The 22676-nt window shown below is 30.1% G+C and carries 7 protein-coding genes and 1 CRISPR repeat array; of the genes, 3 read left to right on the top strand and 4 right to left on the bottom strand.

The window, feature by feature from the left end:
- Positions 1-96: 96 nt before the first annotated feature.
- Positions 97-4374 carry a type II CRISPR RNA-guided endonuclease Cas9 gene (cas9, locus tag Q0762_RS09760; protein ID WP_298766443.1) on the top strand — a complete coding sequence of 1426 codons (4278 nt, stop codon included), beginning with the start codon at positions 97-99 and terminating at the stop codon, positions 4372-4374.
- Between the two features lie 58 nt (positions 4375-4432).
- Positions 4433-7892: a CRISPR direct-repeat array (repeat unit 36 nt; unit sequence GTTGTGGTTTGATTAAAGATTAGAAAAAACGATATT).
- A gap of 109 nt (positions 7893-8001) precedes the next feature.
- Here cas9 and cas2 read toward each other — a convergent pair.
- The 3 genes from cas2 to Q0762_RS09745 all read right to left on the bottom strand — a co-directional run bounded on the left by cas2 (position 8002) and on the right by Q0762_RS09745 (position 16531).
- The gene (gene cas2 / locus Q0762_RS09755; protein ID WP_298766440.1) at positions 8002-8331 is read right to left on the bottom strand and encodes a CRISPR-associated endonuclease Cas2; all 330 of its coding nucleotides are present in this window, start codon (positions 8329-8331) and stop codon (positions 8002-8004) included.
- Positions 8322-9209, bottom strand: a complete 888-nt coding sequence (cas1, locus tag Q0762_RS09750; protein WP_298766438.1) for a type II CRISPR-associated endonuclease Cas1 — start codon at positions 9207-9209, stop codon at positions 8322-8324. The genes cas2 and cas1 overlap by 10 nt, the downstream gene beginning before the upstream one ends.
- A gap of 407 nt (positions 9210-9616) precedes the next feature.
- Positions 9617-16531 carry a T9SS type A sorting domain-containing protein gene (locus tag Q0762_RS09745; RefSeq protein ID WP_298766436.1) on the bottom strand — a complete coding sequence of 2305 codons (6915 nt, stop codon included), beginning with the start codon at positions 16529-16531 and terminating at the stop codon, positions 9617-9619.
- 196 nt (positions 16532-16727) lie between these two features.
- Between Q0762_RS09745 and recG the strand changes: the two genes are divergently transcribed.
- On the top strand, positions 16728-18824 hold the full coding sequence (recG, locus tag Q0762_RS09740) for an ATP-dependent DNA helicase RecG (RefSeq protein ID WP_298766434.1): 2097 nt from the start codon (positions 16728-16730) through the stop codon (positions 18822-18824).
- A 2-nt stretch (positions 18825-18826) separates the two neighbouring features.
- On the opposite strand, the gene Q0762_RS09735 is transcribed toward recG, so the two are convergent.
- Entirely contained in the window at positions 18827-19549 is a 723-nt protein-coding gene (locus Q0762_RS09735; RefSeq protein ID WP_298766432.1) for a class I SAM-dependent methyltransferase, read from the bottom strand.
- A 158-nt stretch (positions 19550-19707) separates the two neighbouring features.
- Here Q0762_RS09735 and Q0762_RS09730 point away from each other — a divergent pair, with 158 nt between their 5' ends.
- Positions 19708-22206, top strand: coding sequence for a M14 family metallopeptidase (locus tag Q0762_RS09730; protein ID WP_298766430.1), 2499 nt, complete (start codon positions 19708-19710; stop codon positions 22204-22206).
- Positions 22207-22676: the final 470 nt, after the last annotated feature.

Genomic DNA, 22676 nt, shown 5'->3' with positions numbered 1-22676 from the left:
AAATATAATTAAAAATTATTTAATAAAATTATGGGAATCCGTAAAAGTTAAATTTTCTTTTCCGTATTTTTAAAATTCAAAAAAAAGCTATGAATTATGAGTAAAATATTAGGATTAGATTTAGGAACTAATAGTATTGGTTGGGCAGTTGTTGAAAAAGAGAAAAGTGAAAAACATTTTAAACTTTTAGACAAAGGTGTTAGGATTTTTACAGAAGGAGTAAATATAGAAGCTAAAACAAGTAGTGAAAGTTCAAAAGCGGCACAAAGAACGGATTATAGAAGTGCAAGAAAATTAAAATACAGAAGAAAATTAAGGAAACTTGAATTATTAAAAGTTTTATCAGACTATAATTTATGTCCTAAATTGACTGATGATGAATTAGAACTCTGGCGATACAAAAAGATTTATCCTAAAAATGATGCGTTTAGATTATGGTTAAGTACAGATAATCAAGATGATAAAGTAGCACGAAAAGAGCAAGTAAAAAATCCTTATTATTTTCGTTTCAAAGCATCAACAGAAAAACTTAATTTAAATACTATTAGTGATAAACATGAACTTGGAAGAGCTTTTTATCATATGGCACAAAGACGTGGTTTTTTAAGTAATCGTTTAGATACTTCAGATAATTCTATTGTTGAAGATAAAAATAGTGAGATAGAAGAAATTATACAACAAGCCAATAATTCAAAGGGTTTTTTACAGAATTATGGCGAATTTCTTCAAGGTTATGATAAAGCAGAAGCTAATACAAAAGCTTTATTTACTCTAGAAAGAGCCTTTAAAGCTATCTTAAAAGAAAATATAAATGTAGCATTTGATATTGTAAAAGATAAATTATTAGAACGTTTAAACCGAAAAGAGTTTTTAGGTAAAGTTAAAAGCGCAATTAGCGATTTATCAACTAAAATGCAAGAAGCAAATTGTAATACTTTAGGCGAGTATTTTTATGGATTACATAAAAATAGCATAAGAATAAGAAATAATTACACACATAGAGAAGAACATTATTTACAAGAATTCAATACAATTTGTGATAAACAAAATCTAGAAACATCATTAAAAGAAGCTATAGAAAACGCTATTTTTTATCAAAGACCATTAAAATCTCAAAAAGGTTTAGTTGCTAAATGTCCGTTAGAAAATGATAAAGCTTGTGTACCAATTTCACATCCAGATTTTGAGTTGTTTAGAATGTTTAGTTTTTTAAATTCAGTAAAAATTAAGACAGCAGAAGAAGATAAATTAAGGTTTTTAAATTCAAAAGAAAAAGCAATTTTAGAACCACTCTTTTATAGAAAATCAAAACCAAATTTTGATTTCTCAGAAATAGCAAATAAACTAACTCCCAAAAATTTAAAGTCAGCATATTATAAAGATAAAAATAAAGGCGATTTTGATGTCTTGTTTAATTTTGGTAATTATACAAATGTTAGTGGTTGCCCAACAATTGCCAATTTAAGAGCAGTTTTTGGCGAAGATTGGAAAACTTATTTACTTAAAAATTTTAACAAAAAAAATAAAGACGGTTCTGATAAAACAGAACATCAAATTATTGATGCTATTTGGCACGTGCTTTTTAGGTTTGATAAAACTGAAAAGCTGAAACAATTTGTTATTAAATATTTAAACTGTGATGAAAAAACAGCTGTTAAATTTTCAAAAATAAAACTAAAACAAGATTATGGTTCTTTAAGTTTAAAGGCAATACGTAACATTTTACCTTATTTAGAAAAAGGCTTATTGTATTCGCATGCTGTGTTTTTAGCAAACTTAAAAACTGTTTTACCAAAAGAAATTTGGGATAATAATGAGTATAGAAAAATAATTAATAAAGAAATTTTTTCAATTATTAATACCTACAATATTTACAGAAACAAAGTTGATATTATTAACGGTTTAATTAAAAATGTAAAAGACAATAAGGAAACTTGGAATGAAAATAATTCTTTTGTAATTAAAGCTTATAAAAAAGATATTCATAAAAACATTAAAAGTTATTATGGTTTAAAACTCTGGGAATCGTTTTCTAAAGAAGAGCAACAAACAATTTTAGATGATAGCTTTACTCTTTTTTCTGTTCAAATGAAATTAAATACCGGTCGAGGAGAATTTTTGAAAAAAGAAACATTAGATGAACGTGTAAAAGATTTTTTAAGAGATAATTTTAATGTAAATAAAGATAGTTTAAAGAAGCTCTATCATCCATCTGCCATTGAAGTTTATAATAAAGCGAAGAGAAGTGATAAGGATGGTAAATTATACTTAGGTAGCCCATTAATTTCTTCTATTAAAAACCCCATGGCAATGCGTGCTTTGCATCAGTTGCGTAAAGTTATTAATCAATTAATTAAAGAAGATGTAATAGATGAAAATACGATTATTCGTATTGAAATGGCAAGAGAACTTAAAAGTGCCAATGAAAGAGTTGCTATTAGACAATGGCAAAATGAGCTTCAAAATAATAGAAAAGAATACACAGATGCTATAAAAAAACTGTACAAAGAACAATGCAACTTAGATATTGAACCTTCACAAGATGACGTTTTAAAATATCAACTTTGGATTGAGCAAAACAGAGTTTGCTTATACACAGGTAAAAATATAAGTATTTGTGATTTTATAGGAGCAAACCCCAAATTTGACATAGAACATACCATACCAAGAAGTAAAAGTTTAGATAATTCTCAAATTAATAAAACATTATGTTGTTCAGTTTATAACAGAGATTTAAAAAAGAATAAAATACCAAGTGAATGTAATAATCATGAAGAAATTTTACCCAGAATAAAACATTGGTTTGCTAAATATAAAAGTTTAGATAAACAAATTAGAGATCTTACAAAAAAAGTAAGAGTAGCTGCAACAAAAGAGAGTAGAGATGGTAATATACAAAAAAGAACCAAATTACGTTTTGAGCATAACTACTTGAAAGACAAATACAAAACTTTTACGATAACTGAAATTCCTAGAAATTTTAAAAACAGTCAATCTGTAGATATTGGCATTATTAGTAAATATGGCAACTTATTCTTAAAGTCTTTGTTTACAAAAGTATATCCTGTAAAAGGAAAAACAACATCTAATTTAAGAGATATTTGGGGTTTAGATAAAAAAGAAAGAATAAATCATGCACACCATGCAAAAGATGCAGTAGTTGTTGCTTGTTGTTCTAAAGATATAAATGATGCTTTGGCAGCATATTATCATAATTATGAAGATTATAAATATTATGGTAAACCAAAACCATCTTTTCAACATAGAATTCCTTGGAAGGGATTTAATAAAGACGTTAAAAATTTTGATGAGAATATTTTAATTAGTCATCATGTTCCAGACGTTTTGCCTATTCAAAGTAAAAAAGCCATTCGTAAACGTGGTATTATACAAAGAAATGCAAAAGGAGAAATTAAATACAAAAAAGGTGATACTGTTAGGGGAGCTTTGCATAAAGAAAGTTTTTACGGTGCAATAAAAAGAGAAGAAACAGATAAAAAAGGAGAAACTAAAGAAGTAATTAAATATGTATTAAGAAAACCATTAGAAAATTTTTCTGATACAGATTTAAAAAATATTGTTGATGATAAAATTAAAGAGATTGTAACAGAAAGTAGAAAACAAGAAAAGGCCTTAAAAAAAGAAATTGAATCTTTAAAAAAGCAAATTAACAAAGTAAATGATAAAGAAGAAGTAATAATTAGAGCGCAAATAGAAAGTCTAACTAACAAAATAGAAAATGAACTTTATAAATTACCAAACAAAAATGGCAACCCAATACCAATAAAAAAAATAAGATATTTTACTACAGATGTAAAAGTTCCTTTAGAAATTAAAAAACATAGAGATGTTTCTAAGCACGAACATAAACAACATGTTTTTGCTAAGAATGATGGTAATTATTGTATGGCCATTTATGAAGGAACCAATTCAAAAGGAAGATTCAAACGTGATTTTCAAATTATAAATAATATTACTGCTGGAGAATATTATAAATTTAGTAATAATGAACATAAAAGAAATTATAATTTAGTGGAAAGTTCTCATATAAAATCTAATTTACCTTTAAAGTATATCTTAAAAAAAGGTGATATGGTTTTGATGTATAATGAAAACATTGATGAAATTTTAGAATTACCCAAACTTGATTTGTTAAAAAGACTTTATAAACTAGCGAAATTCGATGCTCAAGGAAGACTCACTTTTAGACCACATTCTGAAGCAAAACAAGCTTCAGAATTAAAAGAAGTTTATAGCGTAGATTTTAATATACAAAGAGAACAGATTAGACTTCAGGTTAGTAAATTAAATATTTTAGTACAAGGTTATGATTTTACAATATCATCAACAGGTAAAATAAGTTTTTGTAAATAAAAATTCTTAAAATAGAATTTACTTAAGATTAGCAATAAAGTTCTTTGACATATTTTCAGTTGTGGTTTGATTAAAGATTAGAAAAAACGATATTTATAGCCATGAGTAAGAAGGTGAAAATAGAGTTGTGGTTTGATTAAAGATTAGAAAAAACGATATTAAGCTGCATATCTTCATAAGTGCAACCGGGTTGTGGTTTGATTAAAGATTAGAAAAAACGATATTACCTACTAGAGTTATGATTATCCACCATAGGTTGTGGTTTGATTAAAGATTAGAAAAAACGATATTCAAGAAAAAATACAATGTAAAGTTTGGTTAGTTGTGGTTTGATTAAAGATTAGAAAAAACGATATTTTAAAGGTGATTATTGGGTGCGTATGAAAGGTTGTGGTTTGATTAAAGATTAGAAAAAACGATATTTTCGTTTTTATCGTTGATTGATTTGTGATAGTTGTGGTTTGATTAAAGATTAGAAAAAACGATATTTACTTACCCAGTAGCCGTTTACATTATGCAGTTGTGGTTTGATTAAAGATTAGAAAAAACGATATTTCTATCGTCTATTGTACCAACATTAACTGGTTGTGGTTTGATTAAAGATTAGAAAAAACGATATTAACAGCTATGGAATCATTAAAAGACGAACTGTTGTGGTTTGATTAAAGATTAGAAAAAACGATATTTCCTAAACTTAAAGAATTAATACTGTTTTTGTTGTGGTTTGATTAAAGATTAGAAAAAACGATATTACCCCACTTATTAAAATAGTCTAGCGCACTGTTGTGGTTTGATTAAAGATTAGAAAAAACGATATTCAACTTATATCATTGCAAGTTACCTTACTAGTTGTGGTTTGATTAAAGATTAGAAAAAACGATATTACTAGAATCAGTAAATAAGCCTTCCTCGAAGTTGTGGTTTGATTAAAGATTAGAAAAAACGATATTACTCACTAGATTTGGCAGGACAGTTGTGAAGTTGTGGTTTGATTAAAGATTAGAAAAAACGATATTAAATATTCTCATTAGTAACTATTACAGCGTGTTGTGGTTTGATTAAAGATTAGAAAAAACGATATTTGCAATATGCCTTAAATCCGTTATCGTTAAGTTGTGGTTTGATTAAAGATTAGAAAAAACGATATTAGGTGGAAGTTGGTATTTGGTCTATGACCAGTTGTGGTTTGATTAAAGATTAGAAAAAACGATATTTGTCATTTTCTGTAATCCGCCATTTGTAAGTTGTGGTTTGATTAAAGATTAGAAAAAACGATATTTGCAATATGCCTTAAATCCGCCATTTGTAAGTTGTGGTTTGATTAAAGATTAGAAAAAACGATATTAGGTGGAAGTTGGTATTTGGTCTATGACCAGTTGTGGTTTGATTAAAGATTAGAAAAAACGATATTTGTCATTTTCTGTAATCCGCCATTTGTAAGTTATGGTTTGATTAAAGATTAGAAAAAACGATATTTGTCATTTTCTGTAATCCGCCATTTGTAAGTTGTGGTTTGATTAAAGATTAGAAAAAACGATATTATATGTTTTACTTATTCTTTAGATGATGGTGTTGTGGTTTGATTAAAGATTAGAAAAAACGATATTAAAATTTGCGTGGGGCAAGTTTAAAGAAGTGTTGTGGTTTGATTAAAGATTAGAAAAAACGATATTAATCCGCCTTTGTTAATATGATTAATTTATGTTGTGGTTTGATTAAAGATTAGAAAAAACGATATTTGGTTTAACTGGTGCAGTTAGAGGGTTAATGTTGTGGTTTGATTAAAGATTAGAAAAAACGATATTAGTTGTTTTACAAAAACAAATTAATCTTGTGTTGTGGTTTGATTAAAGATTAGAAAAAACGATATTAAACATCACTTAAAGCTTTTCCTATTATCAGTTGTGGTTTGATTAAAGATTAGAAAAAACGATATTGTTAAATCTTTACAATTTAATCAGGATGCAGTTGTGGTTTGATTAAAGATTAGAAAAGACGATATTCTTAATTTCTTTGCTCATTGTGTTGGTATTGTTGTGGTTTGATTAAAGATTAGAAAAGACGATATTTTCAATTAATATTTTACACATCTCATTTAAGTTGTGGTTTGATTAAAGATTAGAAAAGACGATATTTGCTGTAGAAAGTGCCTTTGGTGCAAGTAGGTTGTGGTTTGATTAAAGATTAGAAAAGACGATATTTAAGATGAAGAAAAAACACAAACAAATAGAGTTGTGGTTTGATTAAAGATTAGAAAAGACGATATTAACGTGTTTTGCATAATCCTTTGCAATCATGTTGTGGTTTGATTAAAGATTAGAAAAGACGATATTTGGTTTGCTATATATTCATTGTCACCGTTAGTTGTGGTTTGATTAAAGATTAGAAAAGACGATATTAAGATTTACAACAAATATAGATAGAACAGAGTTGTGGTTTGATTAAAGATTAGAAAAGACGATATTTACTTTCTTTGCTACCACCTTGCACACGCAGTTGTGGTTTGATTAAAGATTAGAAAAGACGATATTCTATAAAGAAGCGTTAAGAGATGTTTTGTTGTTGTGGTTTGATTAAAGATTAGAAAAGACGATATTCGAACTTGTTTTAGTGACTAATAATAAACAGTTGTGGTTTGATTAAAGATTAGAAAAGACGATATTATTCCTTACTTATATATAATAGCATATCATGTTGTGGTTTGATTAAAGATTAGAAAAGACGATATTAAATACAAAATATATGTGTGATATAGCAATGTTGTGGTTTGATTAAAGATTAGAAAAGACGATATTGCAACAACCTCTTAATGTTTATTCGCCAGAGTTGTGGTTTGATTAAAGATTAGAAAAGACGATATTTAATCATAAATCATTTAACGAAGTTAAAAAGTTGTGGTTTGATTAAAGATTAGAAAAGACGATATTTAGTACAAATTAATAAAAAATAAAACACATGTTGTGGTTTGATTAAAGATTAGAAAAGACGATATTAATAGATTTAAGGTTAACAGGTTACTGTATGTTGTGGTTTGATTAAAGATTAGAAAAGACGATATTGAATTTAAAGAAGGTAAATTTAAAGTAGAGTTGTGGTTTGATTAAAGATTAGAAAAGACGATATTTTTACCCTTTGCCTAAATACGACTTGATTAGTTGTGGTTTGATTAAAGATTAGAAAAGACGATATTTTTCATTGTATTCAGAATTAGCCCAAGCAGGTTGTGGTTTGATTAAAGATTAGAAAAGACGATATTATTTAATCAATTTAAAACTTATGCGCCTTTGTTGTGGTTTGATTAAAGATTAGAAAAGACGATATTAATACAAACTGAATGCCAAGTTGGACAAAAGTTGTGGTTTGATTAAAGATTAGAAAAGACGATATTAGTTAACAAACTAATTATTACACTTAATAGTTGTGGTTTGATTAAAGATTAGAAAAGACGATATTAATTTTAGAACCTAATAAACTAATCTACAGTTGTGGTTTGATTAAAGATTAGAAAAGACGATATTAGTTGCTGTGTTAGCTTCTGATATTGAAAAGATTAAAAGAAAATATCGTAATAAAAAATGCTTCTTATAAAGACATAATTGCTTTATTTGAAGCATTTTTTTTATCCTGTTAAAATAATTCAAGTTGCATGGGTGGTGGTTCTTTTGGGGTTTCTACTTTACCCCAATAATTTAAAATATTGCCATATTGTTTATCTGTAATTCTTAATACACTTACTTTTCCAAAAGGAGGCAATAACGTTTTTATGCGTCTTTCGTGAGTATCTGCACTTTCGCTGCTTGCACAATGGCGCATGTAAACAGAAAACTGCATCATTGTAAAACCGTCTTTTAAAAGATTTTTACGAAATAGTTGCGCATTTCTTCTGTCTTTTTTTGTTTCTGTTGGTAAATCAAAAAATACAAATAACCACATAATTCTATATGCGTTTAAATCCATAATTTTGGATAATTGATTTTTCTAGATTTTCCTAAAAAACAATTTTGTAAAGAACTAGTAGTGTTAGATAAAGCTACCATTAAGGGGCTTTTTTTATCTTCAAAATATACCGTTTGGGTTAAAACACTTAACAATTCTATTTTTATAGGGGTTATTAAATCCTGCTCATCATATTTTTGCATAATTTCAATCACTTTAGCATCTATTAAAGGTCTGTAAGGCTCCATAATATCATCTGCCAAACAAAAAGCATTGTATTTATTACTATGATGTATGCCTAGTGTATTTAATAAGCCACTTCCAGAAAGCGCTCTTGCAACAGCGGCTCTTAAAATAATATAACCATAGTTTAAAAAGAGGTTAGGGTAGATACCTGTTCTTTCTCTTTTAAAATTGAAGTCAAATATGTTTTTCCAATAAAAAGCAGCTGCTACTGCCTCTCTGTTTGTTGTATCGCCACTTAAAACTTTAGATTCATGGTAGGCTAAAGGGTTTTTGTTTTTGCCAATTTTATGTAAAAGAGCTGCCTGATTATGTATTTTATGTTGTACAACTTGTTGCCAAAGTTGCTTTTTTAAAGGTTCTGAAGCGTTTACTTGATGTTTAAATAACTCATGTTGTATATGATGATTATCTAGTGTAAGCAACATGCTCTGTGGTAAATGTTTTTCATTACAAAAAATTACAGCTACATTGTTTTCATTTAGTTTATTTAAAGCAGGAATTGAAATATAGGTTTGTTGGTTTTCTATAACAATGTACCCAATATCTTCAATGGGTATTGTTTTGTCTGGTACCTCATTATTACTTATTACAAGTTGATTGTTTTTTGTGGTTAAAGAAAATTTTTTAGCGAAAAAAAGTGTTCGTTTAATCATAGTTTTTTGATTTAAATATACTAAAAATCAAATAATTAATAAATAAATTTTGTAAATCTGTTATTAAAATCTATGTAAATAAAGATAAATTACAGCACCTTAAATAGTGGCTTTATAATGTTTTTGAAGTTTCATTTTTATTATTTTCCTTGTTTATAATTTTTAGATTTTGATTTAAAAAAACCAATAAAATATATAAACAGCATATGCTCAAAAAGAGCTACATTTTTGTTTATAAAAATGGTTTATAAAAACATGTAATAGTTAATTAATTTCGCCCCACGTTTTATAGTTAGTACGAATTCTTTTGTTTAAATATCTGTTTTCGCTTTATAAAATTAAAAAAGGTCTTTAAAATTTAATTTAAAGACCTTTTGTAGTTATTTGAAAAGAATTTTCTTTAGTATCTAGAATTTTATCTTTTTACTTACAAACCCTTTGTCTGTTTCTATATTTACAATATAAATAGTTTCTGATAATTTATTTACTTTTAATCTGTTTTCTGTAGCAGATTCTAAATTGTTCCAAGAAGAAACTTTTTGTCCTAATATATTGTAAATTATTACCTTATTAATAGTTTGATTGTGTTTGTTTTCAATGACTAATTCATTTGAACCTCCATCTAAGTAAACAGCTATATTTTCGTTTGCAATTGCTTGTGTATTTTCTGTATTTAATACCGTGTTTTCTTTAAATACAAGCGCAAATCGTTCTGTATAAACTCCTTTTTTTAACTGTAAACCAACTTCATTTTCTTTAGAAATTAGTTGCGTTTTATTGGTTAACTTATCTAAAAGGTAAACTTCACTATCAATATTAAAAATATCATCTATTTTAAAAATGTTAGTGCCATCATAATCTATAACAACATCAAAAGGAATTTGTAAACCTTTAGAGAAACTTTGAATACCTGCAATTACAAGTTTTGCCTCTTCTTGTTCAAATTTCCAATACATATCTGTAGCTCCTAAATCTAGAATAGGGCTGTCATATCCTTTGTCAAACGCAAATGAATTGTTACTACTAAAAGAAACTCCTATTTGTCTTTTTAAACTTATTCCTTCAGTATTCATAAAGTCCATACTTAACTTAATAGAAGGCAGTCTGTTAAAGTCTCCATTTTTAAATTTGGCACTTTGGTTATTTTCTTTAGCTTTTTTTCCTGATTTAAAGAATACTGCATTTCCAGAGGCTTCTGAAACAAATTCTCTTTGACTATTGTCAAATACTATTGGGCCACCATTGCTATCTCCTCCAATAAAGAAACCTTGACCAATAGGTAAATATGTTCCTGGTGTTTTAAATAGTGATGCATCTGATCCTGCGGAAGGAACACAACTTATAAAACCATCATCATCACTAATACTAATTTTATCTAAAGATAAATTATTACCGTCTAAAGATTCAATTCTAATGGTGGCTCCAACAGGTAAACAACTTATAATATCAAAATCTGCGTAAACATTGCCACTAGGGTCTAAATCATAATTTCCTATTGCTACATTGTTTACTAATACTCTTATTCCTTTGGTAGTGTTTGCTTTATAACTTAATGTAATTTTATCAGTAGCTCTTGTAATTCTATCGAATTGTATAAAGTCTGCAGCGTTATTTAATGTTACCACATCTAGTGCACCGTCTGTTACTGTTGTTGAATTTGTTACAGCATTTTCTGCTTCAATAGAAATATTAAAAGGACCAGCAGCAGCAGCAGATGCTGAACCTAAAGCGCCAACAGACATGGAAAGGTTTATGGTTGCATAGCCACCTACATAACCTCTGTAATTATGGCCTCTTGAATCTGTGACACTTGTTTCTTGCTCACCAACATGATCCCATAAATACACGCTACCATCTATAGAGTTTAAATTGTCTTTTATAAATTTTAAAGCATTTAAAGAAGATGGGTAAGGGTTTCCTAAAAGGTAAGACTCATTAGCACCAACAGATGCGTTTAGATCACCATCATTAGGGTTTCCAACAAATGTATAGTTTTGTGCTACTTCTGGACCTTTAAATATAAAACCTTCTGTGTTATTCATAATTCCAGCTTTAAATTTCTGAATCCAATTAGCTCTTTGTCCGTTCGCACTAGAAAAAGCGTAAATCCAATAATCTGCAATATTTATTGGTGTACCAAAGCTACCATCAAAACCACCTACAAAGTTAATATCTCTAGCAATATCTGTACTTCCTTGACCAACAGTACCTGCAAATGATACTGGATTTGTACCATCTTTTAAAACATCTTCTACAGTATAAGTAGCGGCAGTATTTAATGAAGTTACAGGAGAACTCATATAATTATATCTGTAAATATTTGCTAAAGTAGAGTTTTGCTCTACATATAATTTACCGTTTCCAGAAATATCTGATCCTCCTAAATGGGTTTGAATAAATTGGCTGCTACCAACTAAGCGAATCTCTGCATTGTCTGCAATATTTACATTGTTTGTAACTACTAAAAATTGACTGTCTAAAGCTAAAATATTAGTATTTAACACTTCTAGTTTACGTGCACTCAGTCTTACATTTTGGTGATTGTAATTCTCATCTATAGACACAAATCTAGATCTATCTGGGAAACCGTTGTTCCAACTACCAGCTGTTCTCGTTGTTTTTTCTATTCGATGTAAACCTAATAAAGTGTTAGCATCTGTATTAGCGTTTTCGATTTCTGAGATTAAAGGATCATGTGGGTGTCTTTCTGCTACTGTAGATAAAAACTCAAAAGGATCTAATGCATCATCTATAAATACAACCCATTCTTCTGGTGTGTACGTTACATTAGGTACTAATGTTTCATCTATTCTTACAAAAGATGTTTTATTAGGAACTTGTTGCACTACATCATAACGATTTTCCCAAGAATCTATAAAAATGGAGGTAGATAAAGTAATGATATCGTTAGCATCAGCAATAGCGGTTATAGCATTGTTTTCTATAACAGAAGCAGCAACAGTGGGGTTTGTAGCAACCGTATTTGTGATGTTTCTTGAAACGGTATTTCCATCTCTAAATAAAACAGATTGACCAGGTTGTATGACTGATGGAATAGTAAAAGCCACATCTGGCACAACACCTGTTTGATCTCCTGATCTATTTTTATACAATTGAATTTTTACCGTATAGGCATCTATTGAATTGGTTGTACTAATGTTCGTAATTTCTATCCACCTTTCGCTATCAAATTGATATACTTGAGTTATCATTGGTGTACCTTGGGCATCTGGAGTATCTCTATAATCTACATCCCCAAAAGGGCTGCTTGCATCATTATCTATATCACCTAAATTAGCTGGTCCTGGTGGGTTATGGTTATCGTTTACTATAAAACCAATATTATCATCAAAAGCGTCTACTAACCCATCTCCATCTGTATCTGTTATATTAAAAGTATCTCCATCTCCGTTTTCATCAATATCTAAAACGCCATCATTATCTGTATCTGTGTCTATATAATCTGGGTTATCGGTATTATCTGTGTTTACAGGGTTTAAACCAATTAATGCTTCTGTTTCATAATTGTCATCTACACCATTATTATTAACGTCTGTAATACCATTAGCTATTCCACTTGGTGCAGTATAGCCGTTTGTAGTTTGTGCTTCTATATTGTCTGGAATACCATCGTTATCTGCATCGATATCTAAATAGTTTGGAATGCTATCGCTATCTGAATTTGGTGGTGTATTTCCTGTTCCTGCAGAGCTTGGTATTCCATTGGTAGTAATTGTAGTGCCAACAGTTCCATCAGCTCTACCATCTCTATCTGCATCTGTACCTCCTGCCTCTATAACATCTGGAATACCATCGTTATCGGAATCTAGATCTAATGAGTTTGGGATTCCATCTCCATCTGTATCTAAAGGGGCACCACAAGAAACAGGAGCAATATCAACGGTATATTCTAACCTAAATGGACAAAAATCTACATCTGCAGGATAACTAATTTCTAATGATATACCAGGTATTCCAGACCCTATATCAATAACAGTTACTGTTTCTGTAATAGGTGATGTAACAGGAATTAAACTCCCGTTACAATCTACTCCGGTTTGCAAACCTGTAATAGGGGTACCAGAGTTTATGCTTAATGAAAACACTTCAGTACCAGGATTGGTTAAATCTCCGTCAGCTAACAAGTTATTTAAAGTTACTTGACTTCCAATAATTACTCCTAAAGAAGATAAATCAATGTTTTGTGAGTCTGTAACTGGTCCGTTATTTGCTAGCTGTCTTACAGGTGTTCTAAATGAAGCACAGGCATCTTCTACAGTATCTAAAATACCATCATTATCATCATCTAAATCGTCTACATCTGCAATACCGTCGTTATCGGAATCTAAACCTGGCACATCTCTATAGTCAACATTTCCTCCTGTTCCAATGTCACCATCTGCATCTCCAAAAACATTCACAATATCTGTGGTATTTGTAATTTTAGTTGTAGGTGTAACTCCATCGTTTACAGTAGACCCAGAAATACCAGAGTCATCATTATCATCAAAAGCATCTATTAAACCATCTCCATCGGAATCTGCTAGTGCAAAAGGATCAGCGTCTCCGTTTTCATCGACATCAGTAAATACATCATTATCTGCATTTGTATCTTGATAATCGGGATTATCTGCATTGTCTGTATTTGTAGGGTTTACACCAATATTACCTTCTGTTTCATAATTATCGTCTACTCCATTTTGGTTGACATCTGTTATCCCAGGACCTACGCCACTTGGGGCAATATATCCATTGGTTGTTTGCCCTTCTATATTATCTGTAATACCATCGTTATCTGCATCGATATCTAAGAAATCTGGTATAGTGTCTCCATCTGAGTTGGTTGGGGTGTTTCCTGTACCATTATTTGTAGAACTTGGCACACCTTGTACGTTTCCAGAAGTACCAACAGCGCCATCTGCTTTACCATCATTATTTGCATCTGTACCTCCAGCTTCTATAACATCTGGAATACCATCATTATCAGAATCTAAATCTAATGAATTTGGAATACCATCGCTATCTGCATCACAACCAGTTAAATATTCAAAAAAACATTCGTCAAAATTAAAAGAATTATCTATAATAACTTCAAAAGTATATGTGCCTGCTGATAAAAAGGTAGTTTCTTCGAAAAAATCCCAAGAAGAATCATTTGTTACCGTCTGATTGCCTAATGAGGATACTATTGTTCCTGTATTACCAGAACCATTCCTAATTAAAATATCGGCTCCAGAAATATTTGTTCTTCCATCTCTTGCAGAAAAATAACCACCATATCTTACTAAACTTGCTGAACCAATTGTAAATGTTTGATAAATACTACCACCACCTACAATATCATAATAATTTCCAGCACCACCTCGTGCATCAAAATTAGGTCCATTCATATAATTTGTGGTACCATCTACCCTTATTACATTTGTTCTTCCAATATTGGACCATGGAGAAATATTTGCATCTCTATTATTTCCAAGATTAGGCGCTGAACTTTCTTCAAATCCAAAATTTACTATAAGATTACAGCCAAAGTCTTCTTCGGTATCAAGAATACCATCATTGTCGTCATCTAAATCTACACTATCAATAACACCATCGTTATCTGTATCTATTCCTGGTACATCCCTATAATCTGCATCACCACCTGTACTTATATCTCCATCAGAATCTGGAAAGTTATCAAATTGTGTGTTGTCAAAAGATCCATTTGGGTCTGTATAATCATCTGCATTCTCTAAAGTATTAACTAAACCATTTGTACCTACAGTGCCTGTAACTTGACCTCCAGATTCTGCTAAACCACTTCCTGATTCTACCACGTCATCAATTCCATCATTATCTGAATCTAAGGCCAAATAATCTGGATTATCTAAATTGTCTGAATTTTGAGGTGTAATTCCATTAGAACCTATACCTGTAGTGCTTCCTGAAGGTGTATCATCATAAGCATTATCTAATCCATCTCTATCAAAATCTAAACCAGAAGGTGCTACATAACCATTTGTAGATTGTGCTTCAATATTGTCTGGAATACCATCATTATCTGAATCTAAATCTAAATAATCTGGAACACCATCATTATCTGTATCTCTGGATGTTACACAATTTAAATCAACTGTATATTCTAATGCAAAAGCACCTCCATCATTACAAAAATTACCGACACCCGAAGCTGTTGTTGCTTGAATTGTAATACCTGGGGTTCCACCTCCAATATCAATTACTGTTAATGTTCTATTTACTTGCGGAAAAACAGCATCTAAAGTATTACTACATTGGGCAGTATTAACAAATAAGTCACTATCTATAATGTTGTTGTTAAAATTTAAACTAAAAGTTTCATTTGCTCCACCTCCATCAATATCTCCTCTTGCTCTCACATTACTAACAGAAATTAAATTGCCAACCTCTAGGCCTAAAGTAGAAACATCTATACTTTGTAAAGCTCCAGTACCACCATTATTTACGATAATTCTATCGGGTGTAGTTGTGAATGGAGTTCCAGGACAAGCTCCTTCTACTATATCTAAAATACCATCGTTATCATTATCAATATCTACGTTATCTGCAACGCCGTCTCCATCTACATCATCAAAATTTTCACAAAAAGTTAATCCAGAAATACCACTTCCGTGAACTGCACCAACTGTACAAGCTGTACAGTCTTGCCAAACAATGGTAATTGAGTTTATTTTTTCGTTATCAGAAAAATTTACTCCAATATTGTCATCATCTCCGGTTGCAGAAGCACTATTATTAGAATCTATAACTCCTGTATTTTCATCTGACGTGTATGAGGGGTTCAAAGCGTTAGTAAATGTCGGGAAAATTGTATTGTTAAAAGTATCTATAGCTGTAATTGTAAATCTGTCTCCATTAGTTCCGTTTCCGTTTATATGTAACAAATCAAAACCAACAGAAAATACAGGTGTACTAAATTCTATTGTAATTGTTACACCAGCTCCTGTTGTAAAACCATTTGTAAAAAATTGTAATGCCTCAGCAGGTTCTGCATCTATACCAACAGCAGGAGAGTTTGTTGTGGATGTGCTTCCCAACCACTGACCTAAAGCAGTAGTTTCTCCAGAAAAAGTGTAGGTAATATTTATACCGCTGCCATCTACATTATTAAGTGTATTTGTTAAATCTCCATCAACCCAGTCAAAATTATTATTACCAGTTGGTGTTGTGCTCCAATTAAAGCTTGAAGCACCATTATCACAACTCCTATGTAAAAACTGTGAATAAGTGTTGATTGAAATTAAAATAAAAAGTATTACACTAATTTTTCTCAAACGAGTTATTTCTCCAGATAGTTTCATTGATAGCTAATTTTAATTTTAAAATATCTTAATAGCGAAAATACAAATTATATTAATATTATACCTTAATACATGCACTTTCAGTCTTGTAATAGTCAAATGTTACCTAGTTTTCTTACATTTTTTCTTAAAAACACTTTTTATTTAAAATAGTTCGTATAAATTATTTTAATTTCGTTCATTATAGATTTAAAAATTGAATTTAGAAAACCCAATCACATATATTAATGGCATTAGCGTGCAAAGAGCTTCTTTATTGCAGGCAGAATTAGGTATAAAAACCTGTAATGATTTATTAAATTTTTTCCCCTTTAGATATATAGATAAAACCCAGTTTTATACCATAAAAGATTTACAATCCAATTCTTCTGAAGTGCAAATTGTAGGTAAAATAACCAGTTTAAAATCGGTTGCACAGAAAAGAGGCAGTAGGTTAGTGGCTACTTTTCAAGATACTACAGGTACTATGGAATTGGTTTGGTTTAGAGGCCAAAAGTGGTTAAAAGATTCCTTAAAAATTAATGAACCTTATGTGGTTTATGGCAAACTGAATCATTATAATGGCAGTTTTAGTATGCCACATCCAGAAATGGAGTTGGTTTCCGAGTATAAAAAAAAGTTGCAAACAAAAATGCAACCTGTGTATCCTTCAACAGAAAAATTAACCAATGCTGGTGTTTCCAATAAATTGATGCGAAATTACATTCAGAATTTATTACAGCAGTTTTATGATGCTATTCAAGAAAGTTTATCAACAGAAATTTTAGCAGATTTTAAGTTGATGAATAAAAGAGATGCCTACTTAAATGTACATTTTCCTAAAAGTCAAGAAAATTTGGCGAAAGCCCAAAACAGACTAAAGTTTGAAGAGTTATTTTACATACAATTACAATTGGTACGCAAAAAACTCATCAATAAAAATAAAATAAAAGGTTTTGTATTTGAAAATGTAGGTGCAATTTTTAATCAGTTTTATGCAGAAAAATTACCTTTCAATTTAACAAATGCACAAAAAAGAGTTTTAAAAGAAGTAAGAAAAGATGTAGCTTCTGGTGCACACATGAATAGGCTTTTACAAGGTGATGTTGGTTCTGGTAAAACCATTGTTGCCTTATTAAGTATGTTGTTGGCAATAGATAATGGTTTTCAGGCTACAATTATGGCGCCCACAGAAATTTTAGCAAATCAGCATTTTACGGCAGTTTCAGAATTGTTAGCAGGCATGAATATTAACGTAGCTATTTTAACAGGTTCTGTAAAAGTTAAAAAACGTAGAGAAATTCACGCAAATTTAGAAGATGGAAGTTTGCATATTTTGGTGGGCACACATGCCTTATTAGAAGATAAGGTACAATTTAAAAATCTAGGAATTGCTATTATAGATGAACAACATAGATTTGGTGTAAAACAAAGAGCAAAATTATGGACTAAAAACACACTGCCACCGCACATTTTGGTAATGACAGCTACTCCAATACCAAGAACTTTGGCAATGTCTGTCTATGGAGATTTAGACATTTCTGTTATTGATGAGCTTCCACCAGGAAGAAAACAAGTAAAAACAGTGCACAGGTTTGATAGCAATAGACTTTCTATTTTTAAATTTATGAAAGATGAAATAGAAAAAGGACGTCAGGTTTATATTGTATACCCTTTAATTGAAGAATCTGAAGCCATGGATTATAAAGATTTAATGGATGGTTTTGAGAGTGTTTCTAGAGAATTTCCAACGCCAAAATACCAAATAAGTATTGTGCATGGTAAAATGAAACCAGCAGACAAAGATTTTGAAATGCAACGTTTTGTAAACGGAGAAACGCAAATAATGGTAGCAACTACAGTTATAGAAGTGGGCGTAAATGTACCTAATGCAAGTGTTATGATTATTGAAAGTGCAGAACGTTTTGGGCTTTCTCAATTGCACCAATTAAGAGGTAGGGTAGGTAGAGGTGCAGACCAAAGTTATTGCATTTTATTATCTAGCTATAAATTATCTACAGAAGGAAAAACCCGTTTAAAAACTATGGTAGAAACTACAGATGGTTTTAAAATTGCAGAGGTAGATTTAAAATTGCGTGGACCAGGAAATATTATGGGAACCCAACAAAGTGGTGTTCTAAATCTTAAAATTGCAGATGTTGTAAAAGATTCTAAAATTTTGGTTGCTGCTAGGAATACAGCAATTTCCGTATTGCAAGAAGATCCTAATTTAGAAAAACCAGAAAATTTAGTTATTAGAAATACGTTTGCAAAAGTTACAAGAACCTCTAAAATTTGGTCTAATATTAGTTAGTTTCATTCTTTTATAAAAACCATACAATGTTGCCAAGGTAAATTAGTAAGGTTTTTTTTCAACTTAAAACCAGCAGCTTTAAACTCTTTAACAGCTTGTTTTTGGGTCATTTTATGAATTTTTTTTATGGGAACACTAGCATCTTCTAGTCTGTATTCTATTAAAAATAGTTCGCCATCTTTTTTCAGAGCGGTATAAATTGAAGAAAGCATTTCTCTAGGAAAACTAAATTCGTGATAAACATCTACCATTAAAATTTTATCAACGGCATTTTCTTTTAAGTTTGTACTTTTTTCTGCACCTTTTACAAGCGTTATGTTTTTGTAATCATCAAATTTTTTATTGTTGTTGATTGCATTTAGCATTTCTATTTGAATATCTACAGCAAACATTTTTCCTTTATTAACCAGTGGCGCCATTTTAAAAACATGGTATCCAGAGCCTGCACCAATATCTGCAATACAATCTGTACTTTGTATATTCATGTTTTTAATTAAAGTACCTGTACTTTCTTCTTTTTCTCTAGAAGATCTTTCCAACCAATTTATACCTTGAAAACCCATAACATAGGCAATTTCTCTACCCAAATACCATTTTCCAATTCCATTAACATCTCCCTTTTTGTATTCGTAAAAAGGTTTAGAAGTTGCTGTTTTTTGAGCAAATAAACAAGTGTTGTAAATTGTACAAGTAAATAGTATTAAAAGCAGTGTAGTTTGTTTCATTTTACGAAATTAAAAAGATTCCTTTTTAGATATCCTTAAAAAAAAAGTAAAAAGTAATTTTTAAGAAGTTGCTATATATCTTAAAGCATTGTTAAAGAGTTCAGTTTCCTGTATTTGATTCGCTATATTTGAAGAATTACAAATCGAAATCTTTAAAAATGAGAAAACTTATATGTTTTTTTTTACTAGTATCTTTTTCTGCAATTGCCCAAAAAGTAGATTTATCTTACTATTTGCCAACAAATGTTACCTATAATTCACAAATACCAACACCAAAATCTGTAATTGGTCATGAAGTAGGTGAGTGGCACATTACACATGATAAGTTGGTGGAATATATGAAAGTGTTGGCGGCATCTTCAGATAGAATTTCAATAGAAAATAGAGGAAAAACTTTTGAAGACAGACCATTGTTGTTGCTCACAATTACATCAGCAAAAAACCATAAAAATTTAAAAGAAATAAGAGAAAATCATATAAGAGCTACAAATAATAATACTGTAGATGTTTCTAAAAACCCAATTGTGATTTATCAAGGTTTTTCTATACACGGTAATGAGGCAAGTGGTTCTAACGCAGCAATGGCAGTGGCATATTATTTAGCGGCAGCAGAAGGTAACAATATTGATAATTTATTAAAAAATACAGTAATTTTATTAGATCCATCTTTAAATCCAGACGGTTTACAACGTTTTGCATATTGGGCAAATACCAATAGAAGCAAAAATATAAATCCAGATCCAAATGATAGGGAATATACAGAGATTTGGCCACGTGGCAGAACCAATCATTATCAGTTTGATATGAATAGAGATTGGCTACCTGTGCAATTGCCAGAAAGCAAAGCAAGAATAGAAAGTTTTCATAAATGGTTGCCAAACATTTTAACAGATCATCATGAAATGGGTAGCAATTCCAGTTTCTTTTTTCAACCAGGAATTCCAAGCAGAACAAACCCGTTAACACCACAATTAAACCAAGATCTAACCAGAGAAATTGGTACATATCATGCAAAAGCATTAGATAAAATAGGTTCATTATACTATTCAGAAGAAAGTTTCGATGATTTTTATTACGGCAAAGGCTCTACTTTTCCAGATATTAATGGTAGCATAGGTATTTTATTTGAGCAAGCCAGTTCTAGAGGTCATGCTCAAGAAACTGTAAACGGAATTTTAACCTTCCCTTTTACAATTAGAAATCAATTTACAGCAGCACTTTCTACTTTAGAAGCTGCACAAAATATGCGCATAAAAATTTTACAATATCAACAAGATTTTTACAAAGAATCTAGAAACACAGGTAGTAAAAAAGCCATTGTTTTTGGTGATGAAAAAGATGCCGCAAAAAGTTATCATCTAGCAGAGGTTTTAAAAAGACATCAAATTAAAATTCATCAAGTTAAAGAAGATTTTTCAAAAAACGGAAAAAACTTTAAAAAAGACTACAGTTATATGGTTCCAATGAATCAGAAAAATCAACGTTTGGTACAAGCAATGTTTAATGTTCGTACCACTTTTAAAGACAGTTTATTTTATGATGTTTCTGCATGGACCTTCAATCATGCTTTTGGTGTAGATTATGCAGAAAATATTTCACTTTCTAAAGCAGGTTCAGAAATTGTAGATTTAAAAATGCAAAAAGGTACGGTTTCCATTAAAAGTAATTATGGGTATTTAATGCCTTGGAACGAATATTATACTCCAAAAGCATTAAATGCAATCTTGCAAAAAGGCATAAGAGCTAAAGTTGCCATGAAAAACTTTTCTAATCAAGGTACAAATTTTGAATATGGAACCATATTTATTCCAGTCCAAAATCAAAAATTAAATAGCTTACAATTATTTCAATTTTTACAAAAAACAGCTCAAGAAAGTAATTTAACTATAAAAGGAGTAACAACAGGCTTAAATAGCGGAATCGATTTAGGCAGCAATAACTTCAGCACAATTCAAACTCCAAAAGTTGCAATGTTAGTTGGCAACGGAATCACGGGTAACGATTCTGGAGAAATTTGGCATTTGCTAGATCAAAGATTCAATATGGCAGTCACAAGGTTAGACATGAGCTATTTCACAAGAGTAGACATTGCAAAATACACAACCATAATTATTCCTAACAGTTCAAGTTTAGGTAAAGCTGCCGAAGAAAAATTAAAAACTTGGGTTCAAAATGGCGGAATTTTAATAGGCTACAAGAATACAGCAAGGTGGTTAAAAAACAAAAATTTCATAAATTTAGAATTTACAAGCTCAAAAATAGATACTATCAAAAATGTTTCGTTTGAAAACAGAAGTCTAAAATCAGGCGCACAAGTAATTGGTGGTGCCATTTTTCAAGCAAAAATAGATAGGTCTCATCCCGTAAATTTCGGATATAAAAATAACCTTTTAGCACTTTTTAGAAACAGTACCTTGTTTATAAAACCAGACAAACGCAGTTACAACAATCCAATTCAATACACCAATAACCCATTACTAAGTGGTTATATTTCTAAAGAAAATGCGAAAGTTATTAAAAACACAGTTCCGTTTAAAGCACAAAGACAGGGCAGAGGTCGTGTAATTGTATTTACAGACAATACAAATTTTAGAGCGTTTTGGTACGGTACAAATAAACTCTTAATGAATGCTATTTTCTTTGGTAATAAAATGTAGAAAAATCAAAGCAATCATTTCAATTTAAAAAAACCGTAGAACAACAATTTTACGGTTTTTTTTATCATCTATATATAAGGAGTAAAACCTCATAATAAAACCACTCATATATATAGGTAAAAAAACAGGTTTAAATATTTGGGTGTTCCCACGCAAAAAAGCGTGGTCAGGCTTTACGTTGCAATCTTTTTATGAGGCATAGCACAAAATCAGTCAATTTTTAAAAAGGTAATTTTTCAATTATAAAATGAGTTAATAATAAAGTAGTCATAAAAAGGATTTACACTGCAATCCTTAACACGGGCAGTAGTCTTATTTAATAGTTTTTATCAAATAAACAAACAACAATAGTTTTATTCAATAAAATTTAACAACATTAGTACATCAATATAATAACCCGAGTTCGATTAATATTTAGATAGATTTTATTAGCAAAAAAGATAGATTTTTAGTAAATTAAAGTACTGAAA

It is taken from the genome of uncultured Polaribacter sp. (genome assembly GCF_947495205.1).
Taxonomy (GTDB): domain Bacteria; phylum Bacteroidota; class Bacteroidia; order Flavobacteriales; family Flavobacteriaceae; genus Polaribacter.
This window is presented reverse-complemented; position numbering and strand designations above follow the sequence as displayed.

What these genes read in the sequence shown, in the direction of transcription:
- cas9 (WP_298766443.1), top strand. Translation starts at nt 97, where the DNA reads ATGAGTAAAATATTAGGATTAGATTTAGGAACTAATAGTATTGGTTGG.
- cas2 (WP_298766440.1), bottom strand. Translation starts at nt 8,331, where the DNA reads ATGGATTTAAACGCATATAGAATTATGTGGTTATTTGTATTTTTTGAT.
- cas1 (WP_298766438.1), bottom strand. Translation starts at nt 9,209, where the DNA reads ATGATTAAACGAACACTTTTTTTCGCTAAAAAATTTTCTTTAACCACA.
- Q0762_RS09745 (WP_298766436.1), bottom strand. Translation starts at nt 16,531, where the DNA reads ATGAAACTATCTGGAGAAATAACTCGTTTGAGAAAAATTAGTGTAATA.
- Q0762_RS09735 (WP_298766432.1), bottom strand. Translation starts at nt 19,549, where the DNA reads ATGAAACAAACTACACTGCTTTTAATACTATTTACTTGTACAATTTAC.
- Q0762_RS09730 (WP_298766430.1), top strand. Translation starts at nt 19,708, where the DNA reads ATGAGAAAACTTATATGTTTTTTTTTACTAGTATCTTTTTCTGCAATT.